The organism is Caulobacter sp. FWC2, from assembly GCF_002742625.1.
GTDB lineage: Bacteria > Pseudomonadota > Alphaproteobacteria > Caulobacterales > Caulobacteraceae > Caulobacter.
In genome coordinates, this window is the sequence record NZ_PEBF01000001.1 from 2399013 (window position 1) to 2424248 (window position 25236).

Here is a 25236-nt window from a genome sequence, read left to right on the forward strand (position 1 = left end):
CATCGTTTTCCGTCAAGGGGTTGGCGGAAACTCAAATCCGGGGCGAAGCGCGCGACATGGATGAACTCGAGCAGGCCAGGGCCCAGGCGGTCGCGCCCCTGTGCGAGGCTGCCACATCATCGTACCTGGCCAGCACCGAGGCCCTCGCCCGCGGCGACGCCGCCCGAGCTCAATCGATGATTGAACATGCCCTGCGCCTTGCGCCGCAGAGTGCGGTTCTGGCCCACCAGAAGGGCGTCATCCTCATGACCGTTGGGCAATTGGACGAAGCCGAGCCGCTCTTGCGGCGCGCGGCGATGATGAACCTGAAGGCTTCGGCGTTCTGCGATCTGGCCACTCTGGAACGACGGCGCGGGCGCTTGACCGAGGCCGAAAACCATTATCGCCTAGCTCTGACGGCCGACCCCGACGCCGGTCTGATCTGGGAGGGTTTGGCGCACGTCAAACGCCTCGGCGGAGACCATGCCGCGGCCGCCCAGTGCCTGCGGCGAGCTTTGCCCAGCGCGGGAGACCGCCAGGCGGCGGTCCTGTCCGAGCTTGTGCATGTCCTGGCTCATCTTGCCGCCTGGCCAGAAATCGAACGGCTCAAGCCTCGCCTGGCCGAAGCGCTGGCGGCCACCGTCCACGAGGCGTCGGCGTTTCCCCTCCTCTCGCTGGAGGACATGGCTTCGGCCCACCGGAAAGCGGCGCGCCGCATGGTCGCCGCCCGACGCCCACCGCTCACCGCGCTGGCTCCCTGCCTGCCACGGCCCAACGCGCGACTGCGGGTCGGCTACCTGTCCGCCGACCTGTTCGATCACGCCACCGCGCGTCTGATCGTGGAGGTGCTGGAACACCACGACCGGGCGGTTGTGGAGGTGGTGCTGCTCAATCACGGTCCCGATGACGCCAGCCCCCTGCGGCGACGTCTGGAAGCCGCCGCCGACCGCTGGGTCGACCTGCACGGCCTCTCGCACGACGCGGCCGCCGAGCGCGTACGCGCACTGGGCCTTGATGTTCTGGTCGACTTGAAGGGCCACACCGCCGAGGCTTGGCCGGAGCTGATCCTGCGCCGGCCCGCCCCGCTGGTCGTGCACTGGCTGGGGTATCCGGGGACACTGGGCGGGCTGGTGGATGCGATCCTGGGTGATCCGATCGTCACACCGCCCGGCGCCGAGGCCGAGTTCGACGAGGAGATCGTGCGCATGCCGGTCTGCTATCAGCCCAATGACGCCCAGCGCCCGATAGGCCCGCGCCCCACGCGCCAGGCCGTGGGTCTGCCGGCCTCTGGCGTCGTGTTCTGCGGCTTCAACGCCATCTACAAGATCGGTCGGCCGGTCTGGCGGCGGTGGATGCGCATCCTTGAAGCCGTGCCAGACAGCGTGCTTTGGCTCCTCGATCCAGGCCCTGTGACCGCGACGGTGCTGCGCCGCGAAGCCGCCTATGCTGGCCTGGATCCCGAACGCCTGGTCTTCGCGCCCTGGCTGGGCGGCGCGGACTATCCCGCGCATCTGGCCCGCCATCAGGTGGCCGACCTGTTCCTCGACGCCAGCCCCTATGGCGCCCACACCACAGCCAGCGACGCCCTGTGGGCTGGCCTGCCGGTGCTGACCTTCGTTGGCCAGGACTTCGCCGGCCGGGTGGCCGCCAGTCTGCTGCATTTCCTGGACTTGCCGGACTTGGTCGCCGCCTCGCCGGACGCCTATGTCGAGCAGGCCATCGCGCTGGGCCGCTCGCCCACGGCCTTGGCCGACCTGAAGGCGCGGTTGAAGCGCTCGCGCCTGCGACCTGGCGGTCCGTTCGACGCGGCTTCCACCGCGCGCGCCGTCGAAGACGCGCTGATCGGCCTGCACCAACGCGCTCTGACCCGACACCCCAACCCGGCGCCCGCCAGCGCCTGAACCTTGGAGCGCACGATGCTGCCGCCAGACTTGCCCGTCCATCATACCGACCTTTTCATCCCGCACTACCAGCCGCTCGAGCAGGGCGACTGGCGGATAGGCGTCGCGGCGATGGCCTTATTGCGCGGCTATTGGAGCCCTCCCGCCCTGGTCACCGAAATGGTCTGTCTCACCCGACGCGGTCAGACCTGGATGTCGACCTCGCCGATGGAACTGGAAAGCCAGGAAATCGGGGTTCGGCTATCGGGGGGGCACGTGCTGATCTATGGCCTTGGGATGGGCTGGAGCGCGCTCAACTGCGCTCTGCGCGAGGAGGTCGAGGCCGTCACGGTGGTGGAACTGGATCCCGACGTCCTGGCGCTGCATCGGACCTTGGACTTGGCCGCCCAGTTGCCGGCATCGGCGCGGGCCAAGCTGAGAATCGTGCAGGGCGACGCCTACGCCTATGTTCCCGACCGCCCCGTGGACCTTCTGATGCCCGACATCTGGCTGCCGTTCATGAACGAGACCCGGGTTCAGGAGGTCGCCGCCATGCAGGAGAAGGTCCAGGCGCGACACATCTACTTCTGGGGCCAGGAACTGGAGATCGCTCTGCGAGCCCGCAAGGCGGGTCTGGCGCTCGACAGGGCCGGAGTCAGCGCAATCGTCTCGCAAATGGGGCTGCCGCTTCTGGGTCCCGCCCTCCCCACCTATCCGGAGACGGTGAGGCAGATCGCCGAAGCGCATCTGGATCGTCTCTCGGCGGGTCTCGCCATGGCGACGGCTTAGCCCCGTTCGGCGGACGAAAGCGCGACCAGGGTGTGGGCGACAGCCAGCACCCGCGCCAGATGCGTCAGGCTCATGTCCTGCGGGTCGACCGCGCCGGGACCCGGCACAGCGCGGCTCAGCGCCTCGTCGACCCGCGCAAAGTCCAGGAAGGCCTCGGCGGCAGGTTCGCCCTCCAACCGCGCGCGCAGCGCCAGCAGACCCGGCCAGGCCTCGGCCAGCCTGGCCGCCAGGTCAGGCAGGGCCATGTACTTGCTATCGCGCAGCCGGACCCGTTCAGGCAGGACGCCCTCCATCGCCGCCCGGAACGGTTGGCGCAGATAGCCAGCGTCAAACAATAGGTGGGAAGGCAGCGACAGGCTGAACGCCACCAGGCGGCGGTCCAGCAACGGAAAGGTCATCGCCAGTCCGTGCTTGGCCGCGGCGATAGCATGATCATTGACACGGTTTGCCATCGACCCCGAGATCACCCGCCGCAACCGGTCGTTGGCCCTTGCGTCAAGGCCGCGGCCTGGGAAGGCGCGGGCCGCCGCCCGCGCCTTCGGCGACAGCATGTCGGCGGCCCGGATCCAGTCGGGCCGGGCCGGATGGACCAGCCAGGGGGCTATCAGCAAGCGATAGGCCATTCGCATAGGCGAGGTTCCGACCCGGCGGGCGCGCGCGACGATGTCGCGCGCCACGGCGAGGACGCGCCCGCGGGCCAGAGCATGGAGGTGGGTGCGCGCATGCTGCTGGCTGATGGTCTCATCGCCGCCCAGGCCATGCATCATCGCCGTGACGCCATCGGACCGGGCCGTCGCCAATAGCGCCGCCATGCTCGGCTCGACGAGCGTAGCCGTCAGATGGTCCACGTCGCCGACGACCGCCAGAGGGTCAAGTTGGCCAAGGTGGCGCACCGAGTTACGCAAGCGTGGCGCGGCGGTCAGCACGGCTTGAATGAACGGGGTCTCATCGTCGACGTCCACGCCCCAGGCTGGATCGGCCAGATAGGAGTAGCCAATCACCGCCTGGGTGGGCGGCGCGCAGCGCGCGGCGAGAATGGCCAGGGCCGAAGAGTCGAGCCCCCCGCTCAACTGGACGCCCACCGGGCCATGCGCAGGAAGGCGATCCGCAACCGCCCGCCGCGTTAGGGTCAAGAGCTCGGCGCGCGCCTCGCGCGCGTCGCCTCGCCAAGCGCCGACCTCCGCCGGGCGAGGCGTCCAGGCCCTTCGTGGGGCGCCGGCTCCCGCGCGGGTCACCACCAGAGTGCTGGCGGCCGGCAACCACAGCACATCGCGAAGGCCCGTGGACTCGACCAGGGGCCGCTTCATCCGCTCCGCCAACACCCCAAGGTCCGGCCGGATCGGCACGAGACCCGTGGCGAGCACGCCGCTGGGCAGCGAGGCGAAGGCGAACGCCCTGCCCGGCTCCAGGGCGTAGCACAGCGGCCGCGCCCCCATGGCGTCGCGCGCCAGGAGCAAGCGCTCTTCGACCGGATCCCAGGCGGCCAGGGCGAAGTCGCCGTCCACCTTGTCGGGCAGCGCCTGTCCCCAGCGCGCCACCGCGCCGGCCACGAGGCGTTCGGGGTCGGTCCGCGGCGGAAGGCCAAGGGACAAGGCCAAATCCGCGACCCTGTCCAGACGGAGATCGGCGGCGATCCATGGACCAGGCTCGTTCCCCAAGTCGGCCAAGGGAAGCGCCGGGTCCGCGGGGGCGAAATCCAAGACCCCCAGGGCCAGCCCCTTGTCGGCGCGCAGACTTTGTCGCGGCGCCAGGCCCGGCGGCGTCATCGCCGCGGCCATGGCCTGGAGCATCGCCGGGTCGGCCGGAGCGCCGTCCAGCCGCAGCAGACCGCAGATCAGCCGCATCGGATCGTCAATCGACCTCGATCAACAGGTTCTGATCGCGCAAAGCCTGCAGAAAGGCGGCGACCTCGGCTTGGCAAACCTCTGGCGCCACCTCGAACTCCTCGCCCAGGCGCGCAATCAGCCCCGCTTGACTGATAGGCGTCGCCAACAACTCCCAGATCCGCGGACCAACGCCGCTCAGACTGAAATAGCGCCCCTGCTCCAGGCTTAGCATCAGAAGCTTATCGTCCAACGGACTGGTGAACACTTCTTCGTGGCGTCGCATCGTCAAAGACCGTCCTCCTCATCGTCCAGGGCCGCAGGCAGATAGCCCAGACGCGCCATCATCACCCTGTGGGCGCGCTCCAGCCGCGCTTGCTGGGCCGGGTTCAGATACTCGCGCCATCCCCCGGCCCGCCCCTGGCGAAAAAATGGCGCGGTGGCGTTCGGCGAGCGTTCGACAAAACCCGTCGCGGCCTCTTGGCGGCGCAGTTCGGCGAAGTCAGCGTGGCGGACCGCCCGCGCCAACTCGTCGGGTCCGAAGTCGACGCCCAGAAAATTCAGCGCCGCGGCGAAGGCTTTAGGGGTGTCCGCCAGCAGATCTTCGTAGCGCAGCAGATGCACGGGCAGATCGTTCTGCCCTAGCCAGCCGCTCGCGTGACGGCTCCAGTCGGCCCAGCCGTGCGCGACCTGATGTCGCCCGCCCCCGGCCGGCGTCCAGGCGCACAGCGTTTCGACGGCCTGGTCAACACTCATCCCCCCATGAAAGGCCAAAGAGACGGCGACGTCGCGCGGATCTCGGACCAGATAGAGCACGGCGCGCTTGCCCCGCCCCATGGCTGCGGTTCCATCGTCCAGCAACTCATAAGCCTCGTGCGTCTTGACGATACTGGGCCCGTCGCGATGGCTCCTCTCGTCCTGGGCGGCGATGGCGCGCGCGCGGGCCAATTCGGAGGGGGTCAGAAGATCGGTGTCGACCAGCAGCTCGCGCTCGATCGCGGTGCGGTCGGCCGAGACTCCATCGGACAGATTCAGGGCGTTGATGTTCTGCGGTTCCTCGTCCTTCGCCAGCAGGTTGGCCAGCAGGATGCGCATCCAGGTGTTGCCGGACTTGGGATAGGACGCCAGCCAGATCGGCCCGGGCGGCAGGGTGGCCATCGCTCACACCCGCGCCTGTCGCCAGTGTTCGAGCAGTTGCGCCACACTCTGGTCGATTGACTCGAGGGCCTCGGGGCGGCGCAGGCTAAAGCCGCCGGCCTGGCTCAGGATCGCCGGAGTCATATGCGGCATCCGGCCCCGCCCCAGCATGGCTAGAGCGAGCTTGGGTCGGAAGGCTTCCTCCAGCAGCATCTGCGCGGTCGTCAGGGCAGGCAGGGGAGTGATGGCTGGCGCGAGGCAGGTCCGATCGAACATCAGGAAATAGACGCCCGCGAGCGGCGCGACCGCGAGCGGCGCCGCAACCGGCGGGCCGACGAAGTATTTCTTGATGCGGCTGCGCACCCGCGTGCGCGCCTGAACGTCCAGACCTAGCTGCGCGATGCTGCGCGGCGTCAGCTTCAGATCGCGCCCATCGGCGTGCAGAACCACTTTTCCCTGAGGATCGACCGCGACTTGGGTGATGTCGTCGCTGAGAAAGCCGGCTCCGGCTTGGCAGAGGGCCGCCGCCAGGGTGGACTTTCCCGCGCCCGACGGGCCACAGAAAGCATAGGCGCGCCCCTCGAAGGTGACGGCCGAGGCATGCAGCAACATCGCTCCACGCTGGTAAAGCAGGGCGGCGATCCCAGTGCCCATGACGAACGGCACGACCTCCTCGAGGCTGCCGCCCGGCTCGGCCTCTATCAGGATCTCGCGCCCCTGCCGCACCAGGAAGCGGCCAAGCCCATGGCCGCGCCATAGGAAGGCCTCATCGGAAAGCGCCCAGAACGGGCGCTGCTGAACCGCGCCGTCCAAATGCTCGGACACGACTCCTTCGCGCAGCACCGCGTCGGGCCTGCCGTCCGCCAGGGGGATCGCGCCCGGCAAGGGACGGTCGGCCTCCACCCTCAGGCCGCAGATCAGATAGGTTGGCACTTGAAACCCGGAAGTCCTAGGATAGCGGCGGAAGATCATTATCGTCCGCGGCGACGAAGCGGCAAGGATAAATGCAACTCCGGCGCGCCACGCGCACCCCTTCCCACTCTGCGTGTATCCGTGCTAGTCAAATCCCAGAGCGCGCGGGAAAGACCATGACCAAGCCAAGCTTTGACACTACCGAGATGCGCGACGAAGCGCGCGCCGCGCGGCGGCCCTGGAGCACGCCGCAGCTAGAAGTGGCCGACGTCAGCGCGGTGACAGAGGCTAAAGACCCCTACAGCCAAGAGCAAAACGTGTTCAATCAGGGACCGCCGAGTTAGAGCCTCTCGAATACCGTCTCGCCATAGGCCTGATCGGCCAGGCGGCTATGGTCGGTGCCAAACAACGGCGTTCGGGGATCGGGCGTGGCGGGCAGAACAAGCCGCGGGGCGAACAGGCGCGCGGCCGGCGTGTCGCAAAGCCTGAAATTGCTGTGATTGACCGCCAGCAATCCGCCGGGACGCAAGACCCTTGCGAAGTCTTCGATCTGCGCGGCGAAGCGATCGAAGCGCAGGATCCCATCGCAGCGCGGCGCACCAGGATGGGCGTTGAGATCTCCCCGGCGCATCACCGCCAGGCAGAAGATCGCATCCATACTGGCTGTCGCCAAGGCGCGGGTGTCACCGGCCCGTCTGAACACGATCGCCGGATCCGGCGCGGCGGCCAGTCGACGGCGACAGCGGGCCACGTTACCCGGATGAATATCCAGGCCCAGCAGATGAGCTTCCGAGAAATAACGGCGCAGGGTGAACACCTCCTCACCCGTGGCGCAACCAAACGAGAGCAGCGCCTGGGCGCCGGGCAGACTGGCCTTGGTGAACGCGAAGATCGTCGGGTAGCGGTCAAGGCCTGTAGTCGCGTCGTCCTGCATCAATCGCGACTCGCCGGACAGGCGCAGCAGGGCGTAACCCGCGGCCTCGGGTGAGCGCAGGGCTCGCCGGGCCCAGGGAGCCATCGTCACGCGCGTGAGCCTCTGGATGGCTCCGCCAAGTCGATTGTGGTTCAACCTCGCCTCCGCACAACTGAAACGAGTAGACGAGCGCGAAACAATCTTGTCCAGTCACGCTCTGATACGCCGAAGACCATAGGAACACCGTGCGCCCCTCAGATCGCGCCCTTGTCGCCGCCGCGCGTCGCTTCTGCCTGGACTTTGCCCGCTACGCTGGACGTCGAGGACCTATGGCGGTGGGGCTGGTGGCCGCCGGAGCCCTGGTCGAGGGGCTGGGGTTGACCCTGCTGATTCCGATCCTGGGCCTGGTCTCCGACCAGGCCGGCTCTTCCTGGCCGGCGCGCGCGACCCAGAAGATGTTCGCCGCCTTGGGGGTGAACGATACGGGCGTGCGCCTGACCCTGTTGCTGGCGGGTTTCCTGGCGCTGATGATGCTGCGCGGCCTGGTGGTCGGCGCACGCGATCTGGCCCAGATGAGCCTCCAGGCGGGCTTTGTCGAACGCCAGCGGCGGGATGTGATGCGAGCCCTGACCTCCGCGCCCTGGGCGAGCGTCGAACGGCTGCGCCATGGCCGGGTGACGCAGGCCATGGGCGGCGAGGTCATGCGCGTTGCCGCCGCCGCCAACTTCCTGCTCACCGCCTCGGTAGCCGCCGTGGCGATCGCTGTCCAATTGACCCTGGCTCTGGTCCTGTCCCCGCTGCTGACGCTGGTGGCGATCGGGCTGGGGCTGCTGGGGCTGGCCACGCTGATGCCCTGGCTGCGGCGCGGCTTCGCCGGGGGCGCGGCATTGACCCAGTTGGGCGGCGGTATGGCCGACATCGTCAACCAGTATCTTGGCGGCATGAAGCTGGCGGTCAGCCAGAACCTCCAGGACGGCTATCAGACGCGCTTCGAGCGCGCGCTGGGTAAGATCTTCGAACACCACATGGCGCTTAGCCGCGAGCAGGTGGCGCGGCGCACCCGGGCGGCAATCGCCACGGCCTTGATCGGCGCCCTGCTGCTGTTCGTCGGCCTACGCGTTATCCAGGCTCCTCCCCTGGTGCTGCTGGCGGTGTTGGCGCTGCTCATCCGCGCCAGCGGTCCAGCCGCCCAAGTCCAGCAATCAGCACAGATCTTCGTCCAGGCCCTGCCGTCCTATCTGCAACTACGCGCTCTCTGCACGGATCTGGCGCCGCCTCCAGCCCCCACGTCGCGCCCGCCGGCCGTCGCGATTCCTCGCCGCCCCGCCATCGTTCTGCACGACATCGGACTGACGCGGGATGAGACCTGGGTGCTTCGTGGGCTTGATCTGGCGCTTGAACCGGGCGAGGTCGTCGGCCTGGCCGGACCGTCCGGCGCGGGCAAGTCCACCCTGGCCGATGTTCTGGTGGGGCTGCTTCCCCCCGGCGAGGGCGAAATTCGACTTGCTGGCTGTGTGCTGGACGAGGGCCAGATCCCGGCTTGGCGCGATCTGGTCGGCTATGTCTCGCAAGATCCTTTCCTGTTCCACGACACAGTGCGCGCCAACCTCGCCTGGGGCGCTCGCGATTGCGACCAGGCCGCGATCTGGGGGGCGCTGGAGCAGACCGGCGCCGCGCCGATGGTCCGCGCCTGGCCTATGGGACTGGAGACCCAGGTGGGCGAACGCGGCACGCTGATGTCGGGAGGCGAGCGCCAGCGCCTGGCCCTGGCCCGGGCGATCCTGCGACGACCCGATCTACTGATCCTCGACGAAGCCACCAACGCCATCGACCTCGACAGCGAGAAGCGGGTTCTGGAAAATCTGCGCGCGCTCAGCCCGCGCCCGACCATCCTGCTCATCGCCCACCGCCCGGAAAGCTTCGCCGCCTGCGACCGGGTCGTGCGGCTGGAGAGCGGCCGCCTGCGTCCGGTCGATCGCGCGGCTCTGGCCAGCGCGTGAACGACCCGGCCTTCGATCTGGCCCGGGCTTGCGCCGCCTGGCCGCCCTCTTCGCACGGCGACCGAGCGATCGTCGCCGCCGCCCGACTGGTCGACTGGCCAGGCTTCCTCGCCGTAGCCCGCCGCCATCGGATCACCGCGCTGGCCTGGACCGCGCTCGTTCGGACCGGAGTGGCCCCTCCGCCCGAAGTAGCCGGCGCCCTGTCCGAAGCTGCTGACCAGGCGGCCCGACGCGAGGGGTTGATGGCGCTGGAGAGCGCCCGCCTTCAGCATCTCCTCGACCGCGCCGGCCTGGCTAACCAAGTGCTCAAGGGCGCCACGCTCAGCGCCCTCGCCTACGGGCGGGACGGCGTCAAGCAATCGCTCGATATCGACCTGCTGGTGCTGCCCGAGGACGTCTCGGCGGCCTCCGAGGCTCTGACCAAGGCGGGATATGTTCGTATCGCGCCGAGCCCAGACCTGGATCCCGCGCGGTTGGCCGTGGCCATCGCCCTCACCCGCGAGGCCGTCTTCCGGCGGCCGCAGGACGGCTTGCTCGTGGAGCTGCAATGGCGCGCCGACATAAACCCCTTGTGGTTGCCGGGCGTCGACGCGCGGTCGGCATCACAAACAGCCCGGCTGCCCGGCTGGCCGCCACTGCGCACTCTCGGCCCCGAGGCGCTATATCCCTATCTATGCGCGCATGGCGCTCGGCATGGGTTCATGCGCCTGAAATGGCTGGCCGACATCGTGGCCTTGCTTCACCGGGCGGGCCCCGAGGACTTGGATCGACTACACGCGCACGCCGTGACGCTGGGCGTGGGGCGGGCCTCGGCGCTCAGTCTGCGGCTCGGCCAGCGCGTGCTGGGGCTTTCGATACCGGACGAGCTCGACCAACGGCTGCCTCGCGTGCGGTGGCTGGTGGCGCTCTGCCTTGACCTCATCGCCGGCGCGGGAGCGCGCGAAGCCGAGACCCGGCCCCTGCACCTCTATCGCCTCGCCCTGCTGCAACTGCTGCTGAATAATCGCGGCGATCAGCTGGTCGCGGAGTTGAAGCTACGCCTGGTCAGTCCCCGCGATCGCATAGCCTTGGCCCTGCCGCCTTGGGCGAGCCTCGCCTATCCCCTGCTACGGCTGCCGCTCTTCTTGGCGCGCCGGTTCGCCGCGCTCAGGGCGCGCTGAGCGCGGCGTCCAGGATCTCGACCATGTACTCGGCCCGCGCGCGTGTCGAATAACCGCTGTCCAGGCACCGCCGCCGGCCAGCTTCGCCCAGGGCGCGCCGCGCGGCCGGATCGGCCAGATAGCGCCTGGCCAAGGCGATCAGGCCGTCGATATCGGTGAAGCCGGCGTAGTCGCGTCCGTCCTTGAAGTGCGCGTCGTGCTCGTCGGTCTTCTCGGCCAGCATCGGGCGGCCGGCGGCTGTGATCTCCAGGCTGCGTTGGGTGATGCGGTCGCGGCTCTGGCGGCGAAGGAAACCCAGCGCCAGGCGGCCGTGGTGCAGGGCTTCGACATAGGCTTGTCCGAACGCCGCGGGACGCAGGGTAATGTCGGGATGCGGCCCGCCCGAGGGCCAGCCGCCGATGACCCCGCCATAGACCACCACAGACAGCCCCGAACGGGCCAGGGCCTGCAGGGCGAGCGCGCGCTCGGCCTCGAAGGATCCAGCGAACACCAGATCGAAGCGCTCGAACTGCGGCCCCACCTGGGCCGGGGACAGAGGCCGGTGCAGGACGGGATCGAAGGCCTTGCCAACCAGCACCGGCCGGCGGACACCCAGGGCCGATAGTTCGGGGAGGTTGAAGCTCTTTGTCGTAAAGAACACGTCCCAGTCTGAAAGGCTGGCCCGCAAGGGCGCCTTGAGGTTTCGCGGGTTCAGCGCGTCGTCCGGCGTGTAGTAGGCCACCAGGCGCGCGCCAGCAGCGCGAAGCGCCCGCAGGTCGAGCGGTCCGAAGACCTTGCTGCTGTCGATCAGCACCACATCGGGACGCGTCTGGGCGACGAACGCCAGAAGTCTCGCCCGCTCTCGCGCCGCGTCGATCGGCCATCCCAACCGCCAGGCGAGCCGCTGGCCCAGGGTGGCAGTGTCGGTGGGCGCCGTGCCGGCCTCATGCCCAAGCACCGTCAGGCCCGGCACGGCGCCGAACGCCTCGAGCCTTTGCAAAGCCGTGCTGCCGGCCCAGAACGGACCGTGGTAGACGAGCTTCACGCCGCCGCATCCCAATCCACGGCCAGGCTGGCGGGATCGATGTCGAAGCGCCTCAGAAACGACTGGACCGCGAGCGCGCGCCAGATCAGGTCGGCCGAGCCTTGGCTCTGGCCAGCCGCCAAGCGCTCGATCTGGCCTTCCATGAAGGCGGTGTCATAGAGCTTCATGTCTCGCGCGCGTTCACCCAGGATCTGGTCGCGGACCCAGTCAAGTTCGGCGTTCAGAAGGTCCGCCAAGGGCGTGTGAAAGCCGATCTTGTCGGTGCGGTCGATGACCGCCTGCGGCAGGAACTCCGCACAGGACTGGCGCAGAAGCGCCTTGCGCCGTCCCTCCAGATAGAAGGCGCGCGGCTCTATTCCGGTCGCCACCTCGGCCAGGCGGTGGTCAAGGAACGGCATGCGTCCCTCCAGCGAATGGCGCATGCCGTTGTGGTCGTCGTAACGGACCAGGTGCGGCAAGGCCAAGGCCTCGACGCTCTCACGCCAGAAAGCCGTCCGCGCGCTGAGCGGAGAAAGCCGCAGGCCATGGCCCCCACCCCGCAGCTTCGGAGACAGCCAATGGAACAGGCGCTGCCGGGATCGCTCGCGCAGGGTCCGCTCGATCTCCGGGGAGATGGCTGAACCCAGGACTCGCAGCGCGTGCGCTGGACCTCGACCCAGCCGCGGAAGTTGGCCCAGGGCCCAGACGGCATCCCCCTCCCGCAGGGCCGAGGCGACCACGGAGGACGACATGTATGGATAGCCCAGGAGGAGCTCGTCGGCCCCCTGGCCTCCGAGCAGCACCTTCGCTCCTGCCCGGGCGGCGGCGGCGGCGAGGGCGTCGTGGGCGATGATCGAGGGATCGCCGAACGGCCCGGCCTGGGCTTCGATGACGCGATCGAGGCGTTCCGACAGGACAATGTGCTGGGAAGGGAACGTCTCGATGTCGAGGCGATCGCCCCACTTCGCCTTGACCGCCGCCACGTAGGGACTTTCGTCGCGCTCCGCGCCCTGGGCTTGGGCGGTGAACACCTTCAGCGGCGCGCGGTCGCCCCGCACGGCCAGGACGCCGACCACGGCGCTGGAATCGATGCCCCCCGACAGCGTCGCCGCCAGCGGCGTGTCGGCAGCGGTCTGAGAGATCACCGCCTCGACGAAGGCGTCGCGAAAGGCGGTTTGGGCTTTCGTGTCGAAGGGGCGTCGGTCCTCATGCGAGGGCGCAGGAAATCGCCAGTAGCGCTCGGGGCGGACTTGAAGATCCGCCGGATCGATCCAGGCTGAGCACCCTGCCGGAAAGCTCAGGATCTCCCGAAAAAACGTCCTCTCGGCCAGATGGCCCCAGGCGCCCGTCGCCAGGAACTCCGCCAGGGCGCCGGCGTCGGCGGCGGGGCGCTCGCCATCGGCCAGCAAGGGCGCGACCTCGCTGGAGAAGGCCAGGGCGCCGCCCGCCAGCTTCCGCGAGTAGAGCGGCTTTTGTCCGTAGCGATCACGCGACACCAGGAGCCGCCGCGTCCGGGTGTCCCAGAGCGCCAGGGCCCACATGCCCACCAGGCGCTCGAGGCTTTCAGGGCCCTCTAGCGCCAGAGCCGCCAACAGGGTTTCGGTGTCGCTTTCGGAGCGGAAGCACCAGCCGGCGCGCTCCAGGGCGGGGCGAAGGGCTCGGTGGTTATAGATCTCGCCATTGTAGGTCAGGGCATAGCGGCCATCCGGCGAAACCATCGGTTGGCGGCCACGGTCGGAAAGATCGAGGATCGCCAGGCGCCTGTGGGCTAGCGCCACGCCTGTCGCCAGGAAAATATCTTCGCCGTCGGGGCCGCGATGGGCCATGAGCCTGTTGGCGCGGCGCGCGAACGCCTGGCCTGCCGAGGCATCTTCGCCGAGCCAGGCGGCTATGCCGCACATGTCGCCGCTCGCGGGGGGGCTGACCGCGTCGCCAGGGCGCAGGCCAGAGCCATCACGAGGGCCATGGCGGGCGTCCGCAGCGGGTAGTCGACCAGCGAATGTAGCAGCAACAGGCCGATGACGAGGGTTCCGGCTCGGCCGAGCGGATCGTTGAGCGCTCCAAACCACTGTTGGCGCAGGGCCAGGCCCCACCAGGCCAGGAAGGACACAATCAGCGCCAGTCCAGGCCAGCCAGCCTCGAGCCAGAGCTCGGCAAAGTCGTTGTGGGCGTGGTTGAGGTAGAAGGGGTCGATGTCTTCCAGCCGCTCGGCGGCGCGATACACCAGGTCGAAGGATCCGAGGCCCGCGCCCAAGGGCTGGTGCAGCCGCGCCAGGTCGAGAACCTGGGGCAAGAGCTGCAAGCGCCCTCCTCCTTGCCCGTTCTCGAAGCGATCGAGGATCAGCCCGCCCTTGGCCAGGACGATCATCGCAATCAGGGTGGCCATCGCCGTCAGCGCCGCCGACCAGGCCAGGGCCCGTCCGCCGAACGCGTCGCCGCGCCGGGGCGAGCGCAGAACCAGGAAACCGCCAGCCAGGGCCGGACCGGCCAGCAGAACGCCCGCCCGGGACAGCGTCGCCAGCGCGCCGACGACCAGCAACGCCATCAGGATAAGCGCCACCGCGGGTCGGAATACCGGGCGGCCGGGCGTCGGTTCGGTGCGCGCCAGGGCGGCGGCCAGGACCGACGCCGACAGCAGGAAGATGGCCTGATGGTTACGGTTGACGAAAAAACCGAGGGGTTGGCCGATGGGCGCGAGAGGGCGCCATCGAAGATAGCCCGCCTCCCCGCCCGCGGCCTGGATCGCGGCGACCACGAGACCCAGAATGCCCGCCCCGACCACCAGCATGGTCAGGCTCGCCCGCTGTCGCGCGCCCATCGGCGCCACAGCCAGGAAGAGCGCGGCCGGTGCGATCAGGCTGAGAAGCGCACGCTGAGTATCCGCCGGCGACAGGGTCATGGGCCGCCAATGCTCCGGCAAATCGGCCAGCGCAACGGCCCGCGCCATCGGCCCGTGACCGGGCAGCTCCATCCAGACGCCGGGCGGCAGCGGCGCCAGCTGCAGAAGTGGTAAAAGCACCATGGCGCTCAGGATCGACATGGGCAGGGCCTGATCCGCGCGAGCAATATCTGTTCGCAACATCGCTGGCCCCAGCAAGGCCACACCGGCCAGTTGCACCGCCATATGACCCACAGGATCGAGACGGCTTGCGCCGCCGATGAGCAGGCCCGCGACCAGCGTGACCGCCGAAACCATGAAGATCGCTTGGGCGCGCCTATCCTGCCCGGTCTCGCGCCAGCCCGCGCCCAGAACCACGCGCCTCATGGACCGTTCGATCATTGGGCGGTTGGCGCCGAGACTCAGCCGGAAGATCCGTTCAGCCGCTCTTGCTGTTGTCGCTCGCGTCGATCACCACGGCGGTCGTGGCCACCGCGGCCGCCACGCCGGTGAACGCGCCCGCGCCGCTCTGCCAGAAAGCGCCCTTGCGCCAGAAGCGGCCAAACTTGCGATAGTTGAAGCCCTTGCGCGCCGTTTCCGCCTGCTGCGCCGACTGAGCGGCCGGGACCACGGCCGGATCCTGCACGTCTTCGGACACTTCATCGGCGCCGATCGAATCCATGGCGAACGAGACGGTCTCGAACTTCGGCGCCAGGGGCGCGAATACATCAGCCGCCAGGGCCGGCCCCGCAAGGGTCAGGAGGGTCACGGCGGTCACGGTCAGAATCTTGCGCACGAGGATCTACCTTGCGTGAACGGCGAAGTTTGAGATGCAACGCTATCGCGCTCGCCGGCATATTGCAACCTGGCATGCGCAACAACGAAGGCGCCGGCGTCAGGTTCCCGGCTCAAGGACGACCGACCCGAACCAGGCCGAGATCGCCGAACGCCGCCCTTGTGGATGTCCGACCAGGGTCAGCCAGACCGCGTCGCAGCCGACGACTGGAACGCGGACGGACGCCTCGAACCGCGACCAAGTCGCGGCAGGACCAGACATTGGGCGCTCGGCCAGCACTGGGCCGTCGGGCGCGCAACGAACCTGCCATCGCAGCCGATCGATGGCTCCGCTCTCCGGATAGACCTCGCCGATCAGGCGATAATCGCGAGGCGTGACCGTGACGAGACGCCGCACGATGTCGCCACCCTCGAAGCCGTCATAGCCTATCCACACCGCCTGCCCGCTGCGTCCCGGCGCGCCAGCGATCTCGATGTCCGCACCGGAGAGGCCAGCCTTGGTCCACGCGAAGGGCGAAAGGCCCGGCGCGGAGGTGAAAGCGCCGGTCCGGACCTGTTCGCGCGTCGCGCGGCCCGCCTGAAAACGCGATAGCGCCTCCTGGGCCTGGCCATAGCGACCCTCGAGCGTCAGCCTTTCGATCCAGCCGGAAAGTTCGCCTTGCGTCAGGGGGGCGGGACCTTGTTCGACCCGGGTCAGCAGATGCTCGATGGCTTCGTCCGTCTGCGGAGTCTGGGCCAGCACCTCGAAGAACTGGGCGCGCCAGGGCGGGCGCGCGGCCAGCCGCTCCGCGAAGGCTTCCGTGGCGATCGGATCGGCGGCCGCGAGCCCGCCCAGGGCGAAGACCGCCGGCCGGAAGGCCTGGCGCCGGCGCGCCAGGGCGTCGGCGCGGCGAAAGGCCGAGCGATAGTCGCGGCGCTGCAGATCGATGTCCAAAAGCCAGGCCTGGACCTGGTTGTCTCGCCACCCCCGCTCCCCGGCGAAGGCTATCAACCGGCGAGCCTCCGCCGTTCGCCCCAGTCCCTGCATCGCCTGGGCCCTTGCGCGGAGCGCCGGCACGTTCAGGGGGGAACGGTCGAGCGCGGCCTGCGCCATCTTGGCGGCCAGGGGGAACTCGCCGCGCCGCACGGCCTTTTCCGCCAGGGCGGTCAGGACCTGCTCGCTGTCCAGTCCCAGGCGCACCGCGCGCGCCGGATCGCGCGAGGCCAGCGCCCCGCCAAGACCCTGATCAATGGCCAGGCGGGCCAGGCATAGGGAAAGCAGGACGACCAGGCCAAGCTTGGCCCGTGCGGTCCAACCGACTGGCTGCTCGCCTCGCACGCCCCGGTTCAAGCGGCGCCGGCCCTGTGCTTTGAGGCGGCCGTGTCGCGGCCATAAGCATAGTCGTAGGCATAGGCCTCGCCATATCCCGCCCCATAGGCTGTCTGTCGGGCGTTGAACTTGGTCAGCACCACGCCCAGGACCTTGGCGCGGGCCATGCCCAGGCGATTGAGCGTATTGACGATCTGGCTGCGCCCCGTGCGGCCGGCCTCGACCACCATGATCGTGCCCGCGGTGACCGAGGCGATCAACGGCGCGTCGGCGAAGCCCAGAACGGGCGGACCATCGAAGATCACCACATCGTACGCCTGTTCGGCAGCGGCGCAGAACGCCTCAAGGCGCTCGCCTGCCAGCAGTTCGGGCGGCGTCGGCGGGATGGGGCCGCTGGTCACGACGGAGAGATTGGCGATCGCGCCCTCCTGGACCACCTCCTCCAGGGTCTTGGCTCCCGTCAGGATGTTGCTCAAGCCCGCTTCGCTGTCGAGGCCCAACACCTGATGCAACGAGGGCTTCCGCAGGTCGCCATCGACCAGGAGCGTCCGCGACCCCAGTCGCGCCAGGCTATAGGCCAGGGCGATCGATGTTGTCGTCTTGCCTTCTGCTGGCCGGGTGCTGACGACCAGGAGGCTGTGGGGCAGGCCCTGCGACGTGGAAAACTGCAGCGCCGTGCGAACCGAGAAGTAGGACTCCCAGAACGGGGAGCGCGAGTCCTGCATCGCCTCCTTGGGGCTCACGCCACGCGTGAGCAGCGGCACGGAGCCCAGCAGAGGCAGTCGCAGCTTCGCCTCGATCTCACTCGGATGACGGATGGCCTGGTCCAACGCCTCGGCCACGAAGGCGAAGACGCCGCCAGCGGCCAGACCCATCAGCAGGGCGAGCGCGAGATTGATCATCGGTCGCGGCTTGGATGGCGCGCGGGGCGTCTGGGCGCGGTCCACCACCGATACGTTGTTGGTGGCCACGCCGGCGGTAACGCCGACCTCCTTGTAGCGCTGCAGCAGGGCGTCATAGATCGTGCGGTTTGTGTCGAGCTCGCGCTGCAGGAAGTTGTAGTGGATGCTCCGCTCTCGCAAGTTCAGAACGTCGGACTTAAGGCCGCCGACCTTGCTGGCCAAAGCTTTTTCCTGATTGAGCGCTGCAGCGTAGTCACCATAGAGCGACTGACGCACGCGCGCGGCTTCGCCCTGGATCTGGCGGTCGAGCTCGTCGATCTGCGCGCGCAGGCGCGTCATCGACGGATAGTCGCTCTTGTAGATCCGCAGATTGTCCTGGTACTCGGCTTCGAGCTTGGCCTTTTCCTTACCCAGCTCCTGGACGGTGGCGCTCTGGAGGACCTGCGAGACCCCCAGGCCAGCGCCCTGCGATTGACGCCATTTCTGCTCGGCGGCGATCCGCGCGGCGGTGGCGGCGGCATAGGCGGCGTTGATGGCTGAAAGATTGGTCTCGGTCAGCGACTCGACGCCGGCGGCCTGTCCAGAGCCACGACTGTTTTCACCCAGATTGACGATCTGCTGCTGCACCGCATAGGCCACCGACTGACGCTCGGACTCCTCAAGCTTGGCCTTGGTCTGGGCGATCTGTTTTTCGAGAAACTCGCGCGCGTAGGCCGAGGATTCGAACTTTCGTTCGAGGTTCATGGCGATGAAGTTGTCGGCGAACGCGTTGGCCAGTTGCGCCGAGAGCGCGGGCGATGTGCTCTGATACATCAGCTGGACCAGACGCGAGCCGCGCACGGGATTGACCGAAAGCCCTGCCGCGGTCCGGTTGATCACCGCCTCGCGCAAGCTCGTCCGGCGACGCGCGGGATCGATCTTGGGGTCGGGCTTGATCGCGTCCAGGCCGTTGGCATGCAGAAAAGCCTGCGATTGCGTCAGATCGAGCGCATCGACGACACGCTCGGCCAAGGCGCGACTGCGGAGAAGCCCGTACTGCGTCTGGTAGAATTCCAGGCCGTTGCCGAACTCCTCGCGAGGAGTCACCTCCTGCAGATTGACCACCTTGGCCGAGGCGCGCTCGATTTCCAGGGTCATGCGGGCGACGTAGAGCGGGGTGGTCATGAGCGTAGCCGTCACGCCCAGCGCCAAGGCCACGATCACGCTGAGCGAGAAGATCAGCCGGTGCTTCCACAGAAAGCGCCAATAGGCCATGAGGTCGAAGCGGAACTCGCCGCCGGCGCCGGCCTGGTAGGCCACCGGCGCGGTCAGGTCGCGTCCCCTGGCCAGTAACGGCCGCGTCTCGTTTCGGACGAGCGCGCCCGTTTCGCCATCATCCCCCAGCGGCATTATCTTCCTGAACTCCAACGCGCGGCGCGGCAGCGGTCCGACCGGCCCGCGCGCGACCTCCAAAACTTGCTATCGAAACAGCGCGAAGATCGAGAACGAGCCCACGTTCTCGACGAGCTCGCGCCAAGCGGCCTTGCCCTTAGACTGCGCGACCACAACCATGTCGTTGGCCTGTAGCGGCGGGTCTTCGACCTCGCCTCTTCGGATCGTTTCCAGATCGAAGATCAGGGCCCGCCGAACGCCGCCGATCTCGCGAAAGACGATGATATGGCGCTCGTCGGCGCGATTGGTCGGGCCCTTGCTCTGGGCCAGGGCCTGCAGCAGCGACGTGCGACTTTGCAGATTGAAAACGCCCGGCGAGGTCACCGCCCCCTCGACGGTGATGGTCTGGGCGTTCTGGCTGATCAAGGAGACCGAGACCTTGGGATCCTGGAGGTATTTGGCCTCAAGGCGCCCGGTGATCTCCTCCGCGATCTGTCGACCGGTGCGACCGGTGGCCTGCACCGCGCCGATCAACGGAAAATCAAACTGGCCCGTACTGTCGACCTGGACTTCCTGCTTGGTCAGCTCCTGAACGCCGAAAACGGTGATCGAAAGCTTGTCGAGCGCGCTGATCCGGTACTCCGTCACGCTCGTCCGCGGCGTGCCGTCAGGCGCCCTTACCTCGGCTCGCGCCGGGCCGGCCAAGGACAGCGATGCAGCGCAGAACGCCGCCATCCATAAGCCTCGCCCATGCCCGCACATTGCGTCTGCCATGCCCTTCCCCTCGACGACACAACCTGAGCTGGAGGCTCGGCGATGTTCCCGCGGGATCATAGGGAGCCCGGTTGCAACTGGAAAGCGTCTTTCCGCATCACAACATCATGACGGGTTTTACTTGCATCGGTCCGCCGGTGGCCGCATGTCGGCAAAGAGCGGTCAGGCGGCCGCTACTGGAAATGAAATGTCCGAAGGGCTGGTTTTCGCGATCGGCGACCTGCACGGTCGCCTGGACTTGGCTTGGGCCGTGGTCGACCTGCTCGCGGCCCAGGGCCGGGACGACGGCTATCGCGCCATCTTTCTGGGCGACTATGTCGACCGGGGGCCAGAAAGCCGCGGGCTGGTCGAGTTCCTGATGTCGCTCGCCCGGGACCCGCGGTTTGTGTTCCTCAAGGGCAATCATGAGGCCATGATGGTCGAGGCGCTGCTGCGGCGTGACGCGGCGGCTTTCACGCGATGGCGAGCGGCCGGCGGCAGCGAGACCCTGGCCTCCTATCACGCCGAGACCTTCGACGAGGCGCTGGCGCGGGTGCCCGTGACGCACCTGCGCTGGATGGACGCCCTGCCCTTGACCTCCGGCGACGGCCATCGCGTCTTCGTCCACGCGGGTCTGTCGCCCGGCGTGCCGCTGGAGCGCCAGTCCGCCGCCAGTTGCCTGTGGATCCGCGACAAGTTCCTCAAGGCGCCGGCGCGGGCCTTCGATGTCCACGTCGTGCACGGCCATACGCCCGTCTGGGATGGAAAACCCGATCCGGGGGAGCCTGAAGTTCTCCCGCATCGGACCAATCTCGATCTCGCCGCCTATGCGACCGGGCGCGTGGCGATTGGCGTCTTCGATCCCGCCAAAGCCGGCGGGCCCTTGGAAATCCTTGTTTTGGACCGTTCCCTGGACGGCGCTATCCGAGTCGAGCGGCGCGCGACGGCGACCGTCAGGCCCCTGGGCTGGTCGGCCCGGCTGGGCTTGCGCGGCTGACCGGCGTCCGCTCGCCACTTTACAGCGGCGCGACCGCGGGTGATGTATAACGCTGAGTTTCATTAGGGGGTGGACGCTCGTCCGAGTTGCGACGAACGGGCGCGGTCGAAGCGATGCTGCAAGCGGTTTGGCTTACCTGGAGCATGGTCTCGGCCTCGGCCCTGGCTGTGGGCCTTTTGGCGATGCTGGCGACCGTCGTGTCGTTGCTGGTTCTGCGTCGCCTCGCGCCGAGCCTGGGTTTGATGGACCAGCCGGGCGGGCGCAAGCGGCACGAGCGCGCGACCCCGGCCGTGGGCGGTTTGGCGATCGCTCTGGGATGCGCGCTGGCGGCCAGCGGGCTTGGGCCGTTGACCCCGCCCGAGGCGGCCTTGGCCCTGGGCGGCATGACCCTCCTGGTCAGCGGCGGACTCGATGACCTGTTTGACCTGGCCTGGCCCTGGAAGGTCGCCGCTCAAGTCGCGGCCGCCATGGTTCTGATCCGGTTCGGCGGCGTGGAAGTGAACTCCATCGACACCGCCCTGGGGTTCAACGGCCGGGATCTCGGTTTCCTGGCGGGCCCTTTCACCATCCTGGCCACGGTCGGCCTGGTCAACGCCATCAACATGATCGACGGGGTGGATGGCCTGGCGGGCGCGGCGATCCTGTCGGCGCTCGCCATGTTGACGGGCGCGGCCCTCTACGCCGGCAATGCCGAACTGGCCAGGACGCTCATTCTCCTTTGTGGCGGCGTGATCGCGTTCCTGCTGTTCAATCTTCGTCTGCCCGGCCGGCCGCGCGCGCGCGTGTTCCTGGGCAATGCGGGCAGCGAGTTCCTGGGCCTGGCGGTGGCCTGGGCATGTTTCCGGCTGACCCAGACGCCGTCCCACCCGGTGACGCCGGTACTGGCTCCGTTTCTGATCGCCGTTCCAGTGATCGACTGCCTGACTTTGGTGTTGCGCCGCATCGCCAAGCGCCGCTCGCCTTTCAGCGCCGATCGCGACCATCTGCACCATGTCCTGGCCGATGCGGGACTGTCCCCGACCGCGATCGTCCTGCTGGTGACGCTCGCGAGCCTGTTCATCGGACTCGTCGCGGCGCTGTGCCTGTTGCAGCATGTGCCGCAGCCCCTGTTCATCTTTGCGTTCCTGACCCTGACGGCCCTCTACGTGGGGGTCAGTCTGCGGCGCGCGCGCTTTGTCGCCCTCGTGCGTGGACTGACCGCGGGCCAAGGCTCGACGCCGGCTTCGGCGATCAAGACGATCGGCGCGTCCGAACGCCTGGGCGCTTAAGTCTTAACCGCTAGGCAAGCGGCCATGACCGCCGCGACGGTGGCGGGGCCGCGATGCGCCTGGGAGATGGCCAGCGAGGCTTCGCCCAGCCGGGCCGCCGTCCGGGGATCTCGAACCTTGTCGATCGCGGCGGCTAGCGCGGCGATATCGCCACAGGAAAAGACCAGGGCGTTACGATCGGGCTGAGCGATGGCCGTAGCGCCGACCGCGCCGACCCGGTCGCTGACCACCAGCGGCAATCCCAGGACAGCGGCCTCCAGCAGGACCATCCCGTACTGCTCGAGCTCAGCGGCGTGGATCAAGGCGTCCGCCGCGGCGTAGACGTCCGGCAGGGCGTCGATGTTGACGAAGCCCAGAAACCGAGCGCCGACGCCCGCGCGGACCGCTTGCGCCTCCAGGGTCGCGCGCTCCGCGCCATCGCCGGCCACGATCAGAATGGGCGGATCGGGCAAACGCGCCAAGGCCGCGATCACATCCCCTACCCGCTTGCCCGCATACAGCTTGCCGACACAAAGCACGGCCGTGTCGCCGTCGGCCAAACCCAGACGTTTTCGCGCGAGGGCGCGGTGCGCGGGCCCGGCGTCACGAACCCGCCAGAACCCTTCGTCCAGCATGGCTGGCGCACGAAAGAGCCGCTCGCGCGGCGCGCCCCGCGCCGCCAGAAACGCCTCGGCCCGGTCGCCGAGGGTGAGGAACGCTGAAAACAGCGCCAGAAGCCGCCGCTTGACGACCCTCGGCGCCAGGCCCGCCGCGTCGATACTGGCGTCGGAGGCCAGGATCACGGGGCGGCGGCGCAGTTTCGCCCAGGCCAGGGCCTTCAGGTTGGTCAAGGAGGCATAGCCGTGGAGGATGACGACATCAGGATCGTGCTCGGCCAGGCGCCTGCCGACGTCGACATTGTTCAGGGCCAGGAATCCCGCGTGCGCGATGCCCTCGGCGCCCGCCAGAAATCGATGGGGATAGCCGCTGGTCAGGTCGGTCTTCCAGGCCATGGCCACGCCCATCGCCGGATCCAGATGATGATCCAGTCCGATACGGCTCGAAAACAACACCAAAAGCTGCAGTTGGGGCGTGGCGGCCAGGGCGCGATAGAGCGGTGCGAAATACTGGATGGGGTGGGAGACGACGATCGCCACCCGCAGCGCCGGCGACGCGCTCATCGGCCACACGCCCGCAGCAACATCTCGCGCAACTGGCGCACCGCGTCGCTCTGGACGGTCTCCCGTTCGGCCTCGAGCCGCGCTCCATCGCGCCAGGCGAGGAAGTCCGCAGGCGACATCGCCGCGAAACGGTCGATGGCCTGGGCGAAGAGGGCGGGGCGCTCAAGCGGCAGGTCGCCCCCCGCCTGGCGCGCCTCAAGACCGCGCCAGGGCGTACGATCGCTGATCAGAGCGGGGGATCCGGCGGCAAGCGCCTCGAAGATGGCATGGCCGAAATTCTCGCCAAGCGTGGGAAGAAACAGCAGGTCGTGCGCGGCCAGGAGCGCTGGAGCCTCGGCGTTGCTGACCTCGCCATGAAAACGCACCGTCACATGAGACGGTAGGCTCGCCGCCAGAGTCTGGCAGGCCTTGGCATAGGCTGGATCGCTGTCGGGGCCGTAGATGTCGTAGATCACCGGCGCCTTGACGCGGGCCAGAACCTTGAGCGCGAAATCCAGGTTCTTGATCCGCGAGATCCGCCCCAGGAAAGCCAGTCGAAGCGGAGCGCCGGGCGCGCGCGCCTGCGTCGTCGGCCTTGCGAACAGAAACCGCGCATTGGGCGCGGTGACCGTGGGCAGGCGCCCGGCCAGCGCGCGACGGATGTCGGCCGCCTCCTCCTCGCCCGTCGCATGAAGCGTCACGCCCTCGAGCAGACCGCAGGCCAGGGCCGAGGCGAGCCAGGCGCGCTTTACGCCCGCCTTCAAGGACAGCGCGCCGGCGCCGAACTCGCCGCGCGGCGAAAGAAGCACGGGCCGTCGGGTCACCAGGCGACCGCGCCGAAGAATCAACGCCGGCAGCGTGAACTCGCGGTCGAAGAAGCCATTGAGCATCAGAAGGTCGTGTGGCGTCTCATTGAGCAACGCGGCCAGTCCACGCGCCCCCAATGGGCCGATCTCGAGATATCGTGCGCGCGCGCCAGAGACGCGGCGCCATCCGGGCCCAGTCGACTGGCTTTCCCGCGCCCCGAAAGCGCGATCGCGCGCCGCGATCCTGAAGTCGAAATCCTCACCCAGGGCCTCGCACATCGCCCTCAGGCTTTGGTTGGGTCCCGAGGCGTCGGCGCCCGGCGAGAAGCACCCCATCAGCACCAGGACGCTGGGCCTCGCCCCCTCCTTAGAGCTCAACGCCATGTCGCGTCCTAAGCCAGGCCTGAAAGGCTTGCGGCCCGTCTCGGCGGATCATGGCGCGCGCCTCGTCGATCTTGGCGTCGATCAGCACGAACAGCCAGAAACCCTGCAGAAAGTGCCAGACGAAACCCCGCCGACCGTCGAGAAAGCCCAGGCGCAGGATGTAGCGCTGTATGAAGTACAGCACCGCGCGCAGGTATAGGGGCGCGCCTGCATAGACCCTGTGACGCAAGAACCGTTTGAGCCGCCCCTGTCCCAGGCCGGCGGACTCGACGCTACGATCGATGGGCGCCAGCTCAAATTCACGAGACACGAAGTCGACCATGTGGAGCGTGGCGTAGCGATTATGCTTGGTCGTCCACCAGTCGATGTCCTTGAGCGAGGCGTCGACGAGGTCGCCGCCAGACAGGCGTATGGCGCGCCCCTGAGTCAGCACCGCCCGCTCGTCCATCCAGCGCTGTTCAATCCGCGCCGCGCCGCGGCGCCAAAGACGCGGCAACCAGGTTCGATAGTAGCCACCGAAACGAATAAACCGTCCACGGAAGATGACCTTGAGCTTGAACTCGACTCCGGCCACCGCGCTGGGAAGGCTTCCCAGGCGTTGACGCAACGCTGTTTGCAAGCCCGGTTCGAGATACTCGTCGCAATCCAGTCGCAGGACCCAGTCGGTGTCCACGCCAATCGTTTCAAGCGCCCAGTTCAACTGGTCAGCGGGGTTCTTCCAGGCCCTCTGCACCACCTCCGCGCCCATCTGGCGGGCGATCTCGACCGTTCGATCGGTCGAAAAGCTGTCAACCACCACGATGCGCGCGACCAGGGGGCGCAGGCGCTCGATACAGCGCGCGACGTGGATCTCCTCGTCATAGGTCAGGACGATGGCGGTGATCGACAGGGGCGCGACCGTTTTCGTCGTCGCTTCCTCCCCTCCCCGTATCGCCAACTCGTCGCCCTCCCGTGGCGCGCGCAACAAGGGCGTCGCCTCCAGATCATCTTTGGCTATCATGGGACGACCCATTCAACCAGACAGCGCAACGGACCGAT

The 25236-nt window shown here is 68.3% G+C and carries 22 protein-coding genes; 7 read left to right on the forward strand and 15 right to left on the reverse strand.

Annotation, left to right across the window (positions count from 1 at the left end):
• The first annotated feature begins 56 nt into the window (after nt 1–56).
• Nucleotides 57–1880: a glycosyltransferase family 41 protein gene (locus CSW62_RS11505; protein ID WP_099577893.1), complete on the forward strand. Its 1824-nt coding sequence runs from the start codon at nt 57–59 to the stop codon at nt 1878–1880.
• Nucleotides 1881–1895: 15 nt separating this feature from the next.
• Nucleotides 1896–2648, forward strand: coding sequence for a hypothetical protein (locus CSW62_RS11510; protein ID WP_099577895.1), 753 nt, complete (start codon nt 1896–1898; stop codon nt 2646–2648).
• On the opposite strand, the gene CSW62_RS11515 is transcribed toward CSW62_RS11510, so the two are convergent.
• Genes CSW62_RS11515 through CSW62_RS11530 form a run of 4 tightly spaced genes read right to left on the reverse strand, consistent with a single transcriptional unit; the run spans nt 2645 to nt 6541 of the window.
• The gene (locus CSW62_RS11515) at nt 2645–4492 is read right to left on the reverse strand and encodes an asparagine synthase-related protein (RefSeq protein WP_099577897.1); all 1848 of its coding nucleotides are present in this window, start codon (nt 4490–4492) and stop codon (nt 2645–2647) included. The genes CSW62_RS11510 and CSW62_RS11515 overlap by 4 nt on opposite strands.
• 7 nt (nt 4493–4499) lie before the next feature.
• The gene (locus tag CSW62_RS11520; RefSeq protein WP_099577899.1) at nt 4500–4757 is read right to left on the reverse strand and encodes a PqqD family peptide modification chaperone; all 258 of its coding nucleotides are present in this window, start codon (nt 4755–4757) and stop codon (nt 4500–4502) included.
• Between the two features lie 2 nt (nt 4758–4759).
• A complete protein-coding gene (locus CSW62_RS11525; RefSeq protein ID WP_099577901.1) occupies nt 4760–5629 on the reverse strand; it encodes a sulfotransferase domain-containing protein in 870 nt (289 codons plus the stop codon).
• Nucleotides 5630–5632: 3 nt separating this feature from the next.
• Nucleotides 5633–6541 (reverse strand): hypothetical protein, encoded by a 909-nt coding sequence (locus CSW62_RS11530; protein ID WP_143324372.1) that lies wholly within the window; start codon nt 6539–6541, stop codon nt 5633–5635.
• A gap of 155 nt (nt 6542–6696) precedes the next feature.
• Between CSW62_RS11530 and CSW62_RS26400 the strand changes: the two genes are divergently transcribed.
• A complete protein-coding gene (locus CSW62_RS26400; protein WP_158235421.1) occupies nt 6697–6864 on the forward strand; it encodes a hypothetical protein in 168 nt (55 codons plus the stop codon).
• Here the strand turns inward: CSW62_RS26400 and CSW62_RS11535 are convergent.
• On the reverse strand, nt 6861–7589 hold the full coding sequence (locus tag CSW62_RS11535; RefSeq protein WP_143324373.1) for a methyltransferase domain-containing protein: 729 nt from the start codon (nt 7587–7589) through the stop codon (nt 6861–6863). The genes CSW62_RS26400 and CSW62_RS11535 overlap by 4 nt on opposite strands.
• 173 nt (nt 7590–7762) lie before the next feature.
• On the opposite strand from CSW62_RS11535, the gene CSW62_RS11540 reads away from it, so the two are divergent.
• Together CSW62_RS11540 and CSW62_RS11545 are read left to right on the forward strand one after the other, a co-directional pair.
• Complete coding sequence (locus tag CSW62_RS11540; protein WP_099577907.1) at nt 7763–9433, forward strand: ABC transporter ATP-binding protein; 1671 nt, start codon at nt 7763–7765, stop codon at nt 9431–9433.
• Complete coding sequence (locus CSW62_RS11545) at nt 9430–10593, forward strand: nucleotidyltransferase family protein (protein ID WP_158235422.1); 1164 nt, start codon at nt 9430–9432, stop codon at nt 10591–10593. The genes CSW62_RS11540 and CSW62_RS11545 overlap by 4 nt, the downstream gene beginning before the upstream one ends.
• Here CSW62_RS11545 and CSW62_RS11550 read toward each other — a convergent pair.
• The 7 genes from CSW62_RS11550 to CSW62_RS11580 form a co-directional block, all read right to left on the reverse strand.
• Entirely contained in the window at nt 10580–11617 is a 1038-nt protein-coding gene (locus CSW62_RS11550; protein WP_158235423.1) for a glycosyltransferase, read from the reverse strand. The two genes, CSW62_RS11545 and CSW62_RS11550, sit on opposite strands and share 14 nt — an antisense overlap.
• Nucleotides 11614–13497 carry an asparagine synthase (glutamine-hydrolyzing) gene (gene asnB, locus CSW62_RS11555; RefSeq protein WP_099577912.1) on the reverse strand — a complete coding sequence of 628 codons (1884 nt, stop codon included), beginning with the start codon at nt 13495–13497 and terminating at the stop codon, nt 11614–11616. The genes CSW62_RS11550 and asnB overlap by 4 nt, the downstream gene beginning before the upstream one ends.
• Nucleotides 13485–14876 carry an O-antigen ligase gene (locus CSW62_RS11560; RefSeq protein ID WP_099577914.1) on the reverse strand — a complete coding sequence of 464 codons (1392 nt, stop codon included), beginning with the start codon at nt 14874–14876 and terminating at the stop codon, nt 13485–13487. Before CSW62_RS11560 ends, asnB begins: the two co-directional genes overlap by 13 nt.
• Before the next feature lie 37 nt (nt 14877–14913).
• Entirely contained in the window at nt 14914–15270 is a 357-nt protein-coding gene (locus CSW62_RS11565; protein ID WP_099577916.1) for a hypothetical protein, read from the reverse strand.
• A gap of 99 nt (nt 15271–15369) precedes the next feature.
• Nucleotides 15370–16587, reverse strand: a complete 1218-nt coding sequence (locus CSW62_RS11570; protein ID WP_143324375.1) for a lipopolysaccharide assembly protein LapB — start codon at nt 16585–16587, stop codon at nt 15370–15372.
• A gap of 8 nt (nt 16588–16595) precedes the next feature.
• Nucleotides 16596–18869: a GumC family protein gene (locus CSW62_RS11575; protein WP_099577921.1), complete on the reverse strand. Its 2274-nt coding sequence runs from the start codon at nt 18867–18869 to the stop codon at nt 16596–16598.
• A 69-nt stretch (nt 18870–18938) separates the two neighbouring features.
• Entirely contained in the window at nt 18939–19586 is a 648-nt protein-coding gene (locus CSW62_RS11580; RefSeq protein WP_233206662.1) for a polysaccharide biosynthesis/export family protein, read from the reverse strand.
• Between the two features lie 226 nt (nt 19587–19812).
• Here CSW62_RS11580 and CSW62_RS11585 point away from each other — a divergent pair, with 226 nt between their 5' ends.
• Nucleotides 19813–20601 (forward strand): metallophosphoesterase family protein, encoded by a 789-nt coding sequence (locus CSW62_RS11585; protein WP_099577926.1) that lies wholly within the window; start codon nt 19813–19815, stop codon nt 20599–20601.
• A 113-nt stretch (nt 20602–20714) separates the two neighbouring features.
• Nucleotides 20715–21869, forward strand: a complete 1155-nt coding sequence (locus tag CSW62_RS11590; protein ID WP_099577928.1) for an MraY family glycosyltransferase — start codon at nt 20715–20717, stop codon at nt 21867–21869.
• On the opposite strand, the gene CSW62_RS11595 is transcribed toward CSW62_RS11590, so the two are convergent.
• The 3 genes from CSW62_RS11595 to CSW62_RS11605 form a co-directional block, all read right to left on the reverse strand.
• Nucleotides 21866–23029: a glycosyltransferase family 4 protein gene (locus tag CSW62_RS11595; protein ID WP_099577931.1), complete on the reverse strand. Its 1164-nt coding sequence runs from the start codon at nt 23027–23029 to the stop codon at nt 21866–21868. The genes CSW62_RS11590 and CSW62_RS11595 overlap by 4 nt on opposite strands.
• Nucleotides 23026–24093: a glycosyltransferase gene (locus CSW62_RS11600; protein ID WP_158235424.1), complete on the reverse strand. Its 1068-nt coding sequence runs from the start codon at nt 24091–24093 to the stop codon at nt 23026–23028. The genes CSW62_RS11595 and CSW62_RS11600 overlap by 4 nt, the downstream gene beginning before the upstream one ends.
• Before the next feature lie 88 nt (nt 24094–24181).
• Nucleotides 24182–25198, reverse strand: a complete 1017-nt coding sequence (locus CSW62_RS11605; RefSeq protein WP_099577935.1) for a glycosyltransferase family 2 protein — start codon at nt 25196–25198, stop codon at nt 24182–24184.
• Nucleotides 25199–25236: the final 38 nt, after the last annotated feature.

Coding starts and splice junctions, on each gene's coding strand:
- CSW62_RS11560 (WP_099577914.1), bottom strand. CDS start 14,876: ATGATCGAACGGTCCATGAGGCGCGTGGTTCTGGGCGCGGGCTGGCGC.
- CSW62_RS11585 (WP_099577926.1), top strand. CDS start 19,813: ATGTCCGAAGGGCTGGTTTTCGCGATCGGCGACCTGCACGGTCGCCTG.
- CSW62_RS11605 (WP_099577935.1), bottom strand. CDS start 25,198: ATGATAGCCAAAGATGATCTGGAGGCGACGCCCTTGTTGCGCGCGCCA.
- CSW62_RS11525 (WP_099577901.1), bottom strand. CDS start 5,629: ATGGCCACCCTGCCGCCCGGGCCGATCTGGCTGGCGTCCTATCCCAAG.
- CSW62_RS11505 (WP_099577893.1), top strand. CDS start 57: ATGGATGAACTCGAGCAGGCCAGGGCCCAGGCGGTCGCGCCCCTGTGC.
- CSW62_RS11580 (WP_233206662.1), bottom strand. CDS start 19,586: ATGGCGGCGTTCTGCGCTGCATCGCTGTCCTTGGCCGGCCCGGCGCGA.
- asnB (WP_099577912.1), bottom strand. CDS start 13,497: ATGTGCGGCATAGCCGCCTGGCTCGGCGAAGATGCCTCGGCAGGCCAG.
- CSW62_RS11575 (WP_099577921.1), bottom strand. CDS start 18,869: ATGCCGCTGGGGGATGATGGCGAAACGGGCGCGCTCGTCCGAAACGAG.
- CSW62_RS11590 (WP_099577928.1), top strand. CDS start 20,715: ATGCTGCAAGCGGTTTGGCTTACCTGGAGCATGGTCTCGGCCTCGGCC.
- CSW62_RS11515 (WP_099577897.1), bottom strand. CDS start 4,492: ATGCGGCTGATCTGCGGTCTGCTGCGGCTGGACGGCGCTCCGGCCGAC.
- CSW62_RS11510 (WP_099577895.1), top strand. CDS start 1,896: ATGCTGCCGCCAGACTTGCCCGTCCATCATACCGACCTTTTCATCCCG.
- CSW62_RS11595 (WP_099577931.1), bottom strand. CDS start 23,029: ATGAGCGCGTCGCCGGCGCTGCGGGTGGCGATCGTCGTCTCCCACCCC.
- CSW62_RS11600 (WP_158235424.1), bottom strand. CDS start 24,093: ATGTGCGAGGCCCTGGGTGAGGATTTCGACTTCAGGATCGCGGCGCGC.
- CSW62_RS11540 (WP_099577907.1), top strand. CDS start 7,763: ATGGCGGTGGGGCTGGTGGCCGCCGGAGCCCTGGTCGAGGGGCTGGGG.
- CSW62_RS11520 (WP_099577899.1), bottom strand. CDS start 4,757: ATGCGACGCCACGAAGAAGTGTTCACCAGTCCGTTGGACGATAAGCTT.
- CSW62_RS26400 (WP_158235421.1), top strand. CDS start 6,697: ATGACCAAGCCAAGCTTTGACACTACCGAGATGCGCGACGAAGCGCGC.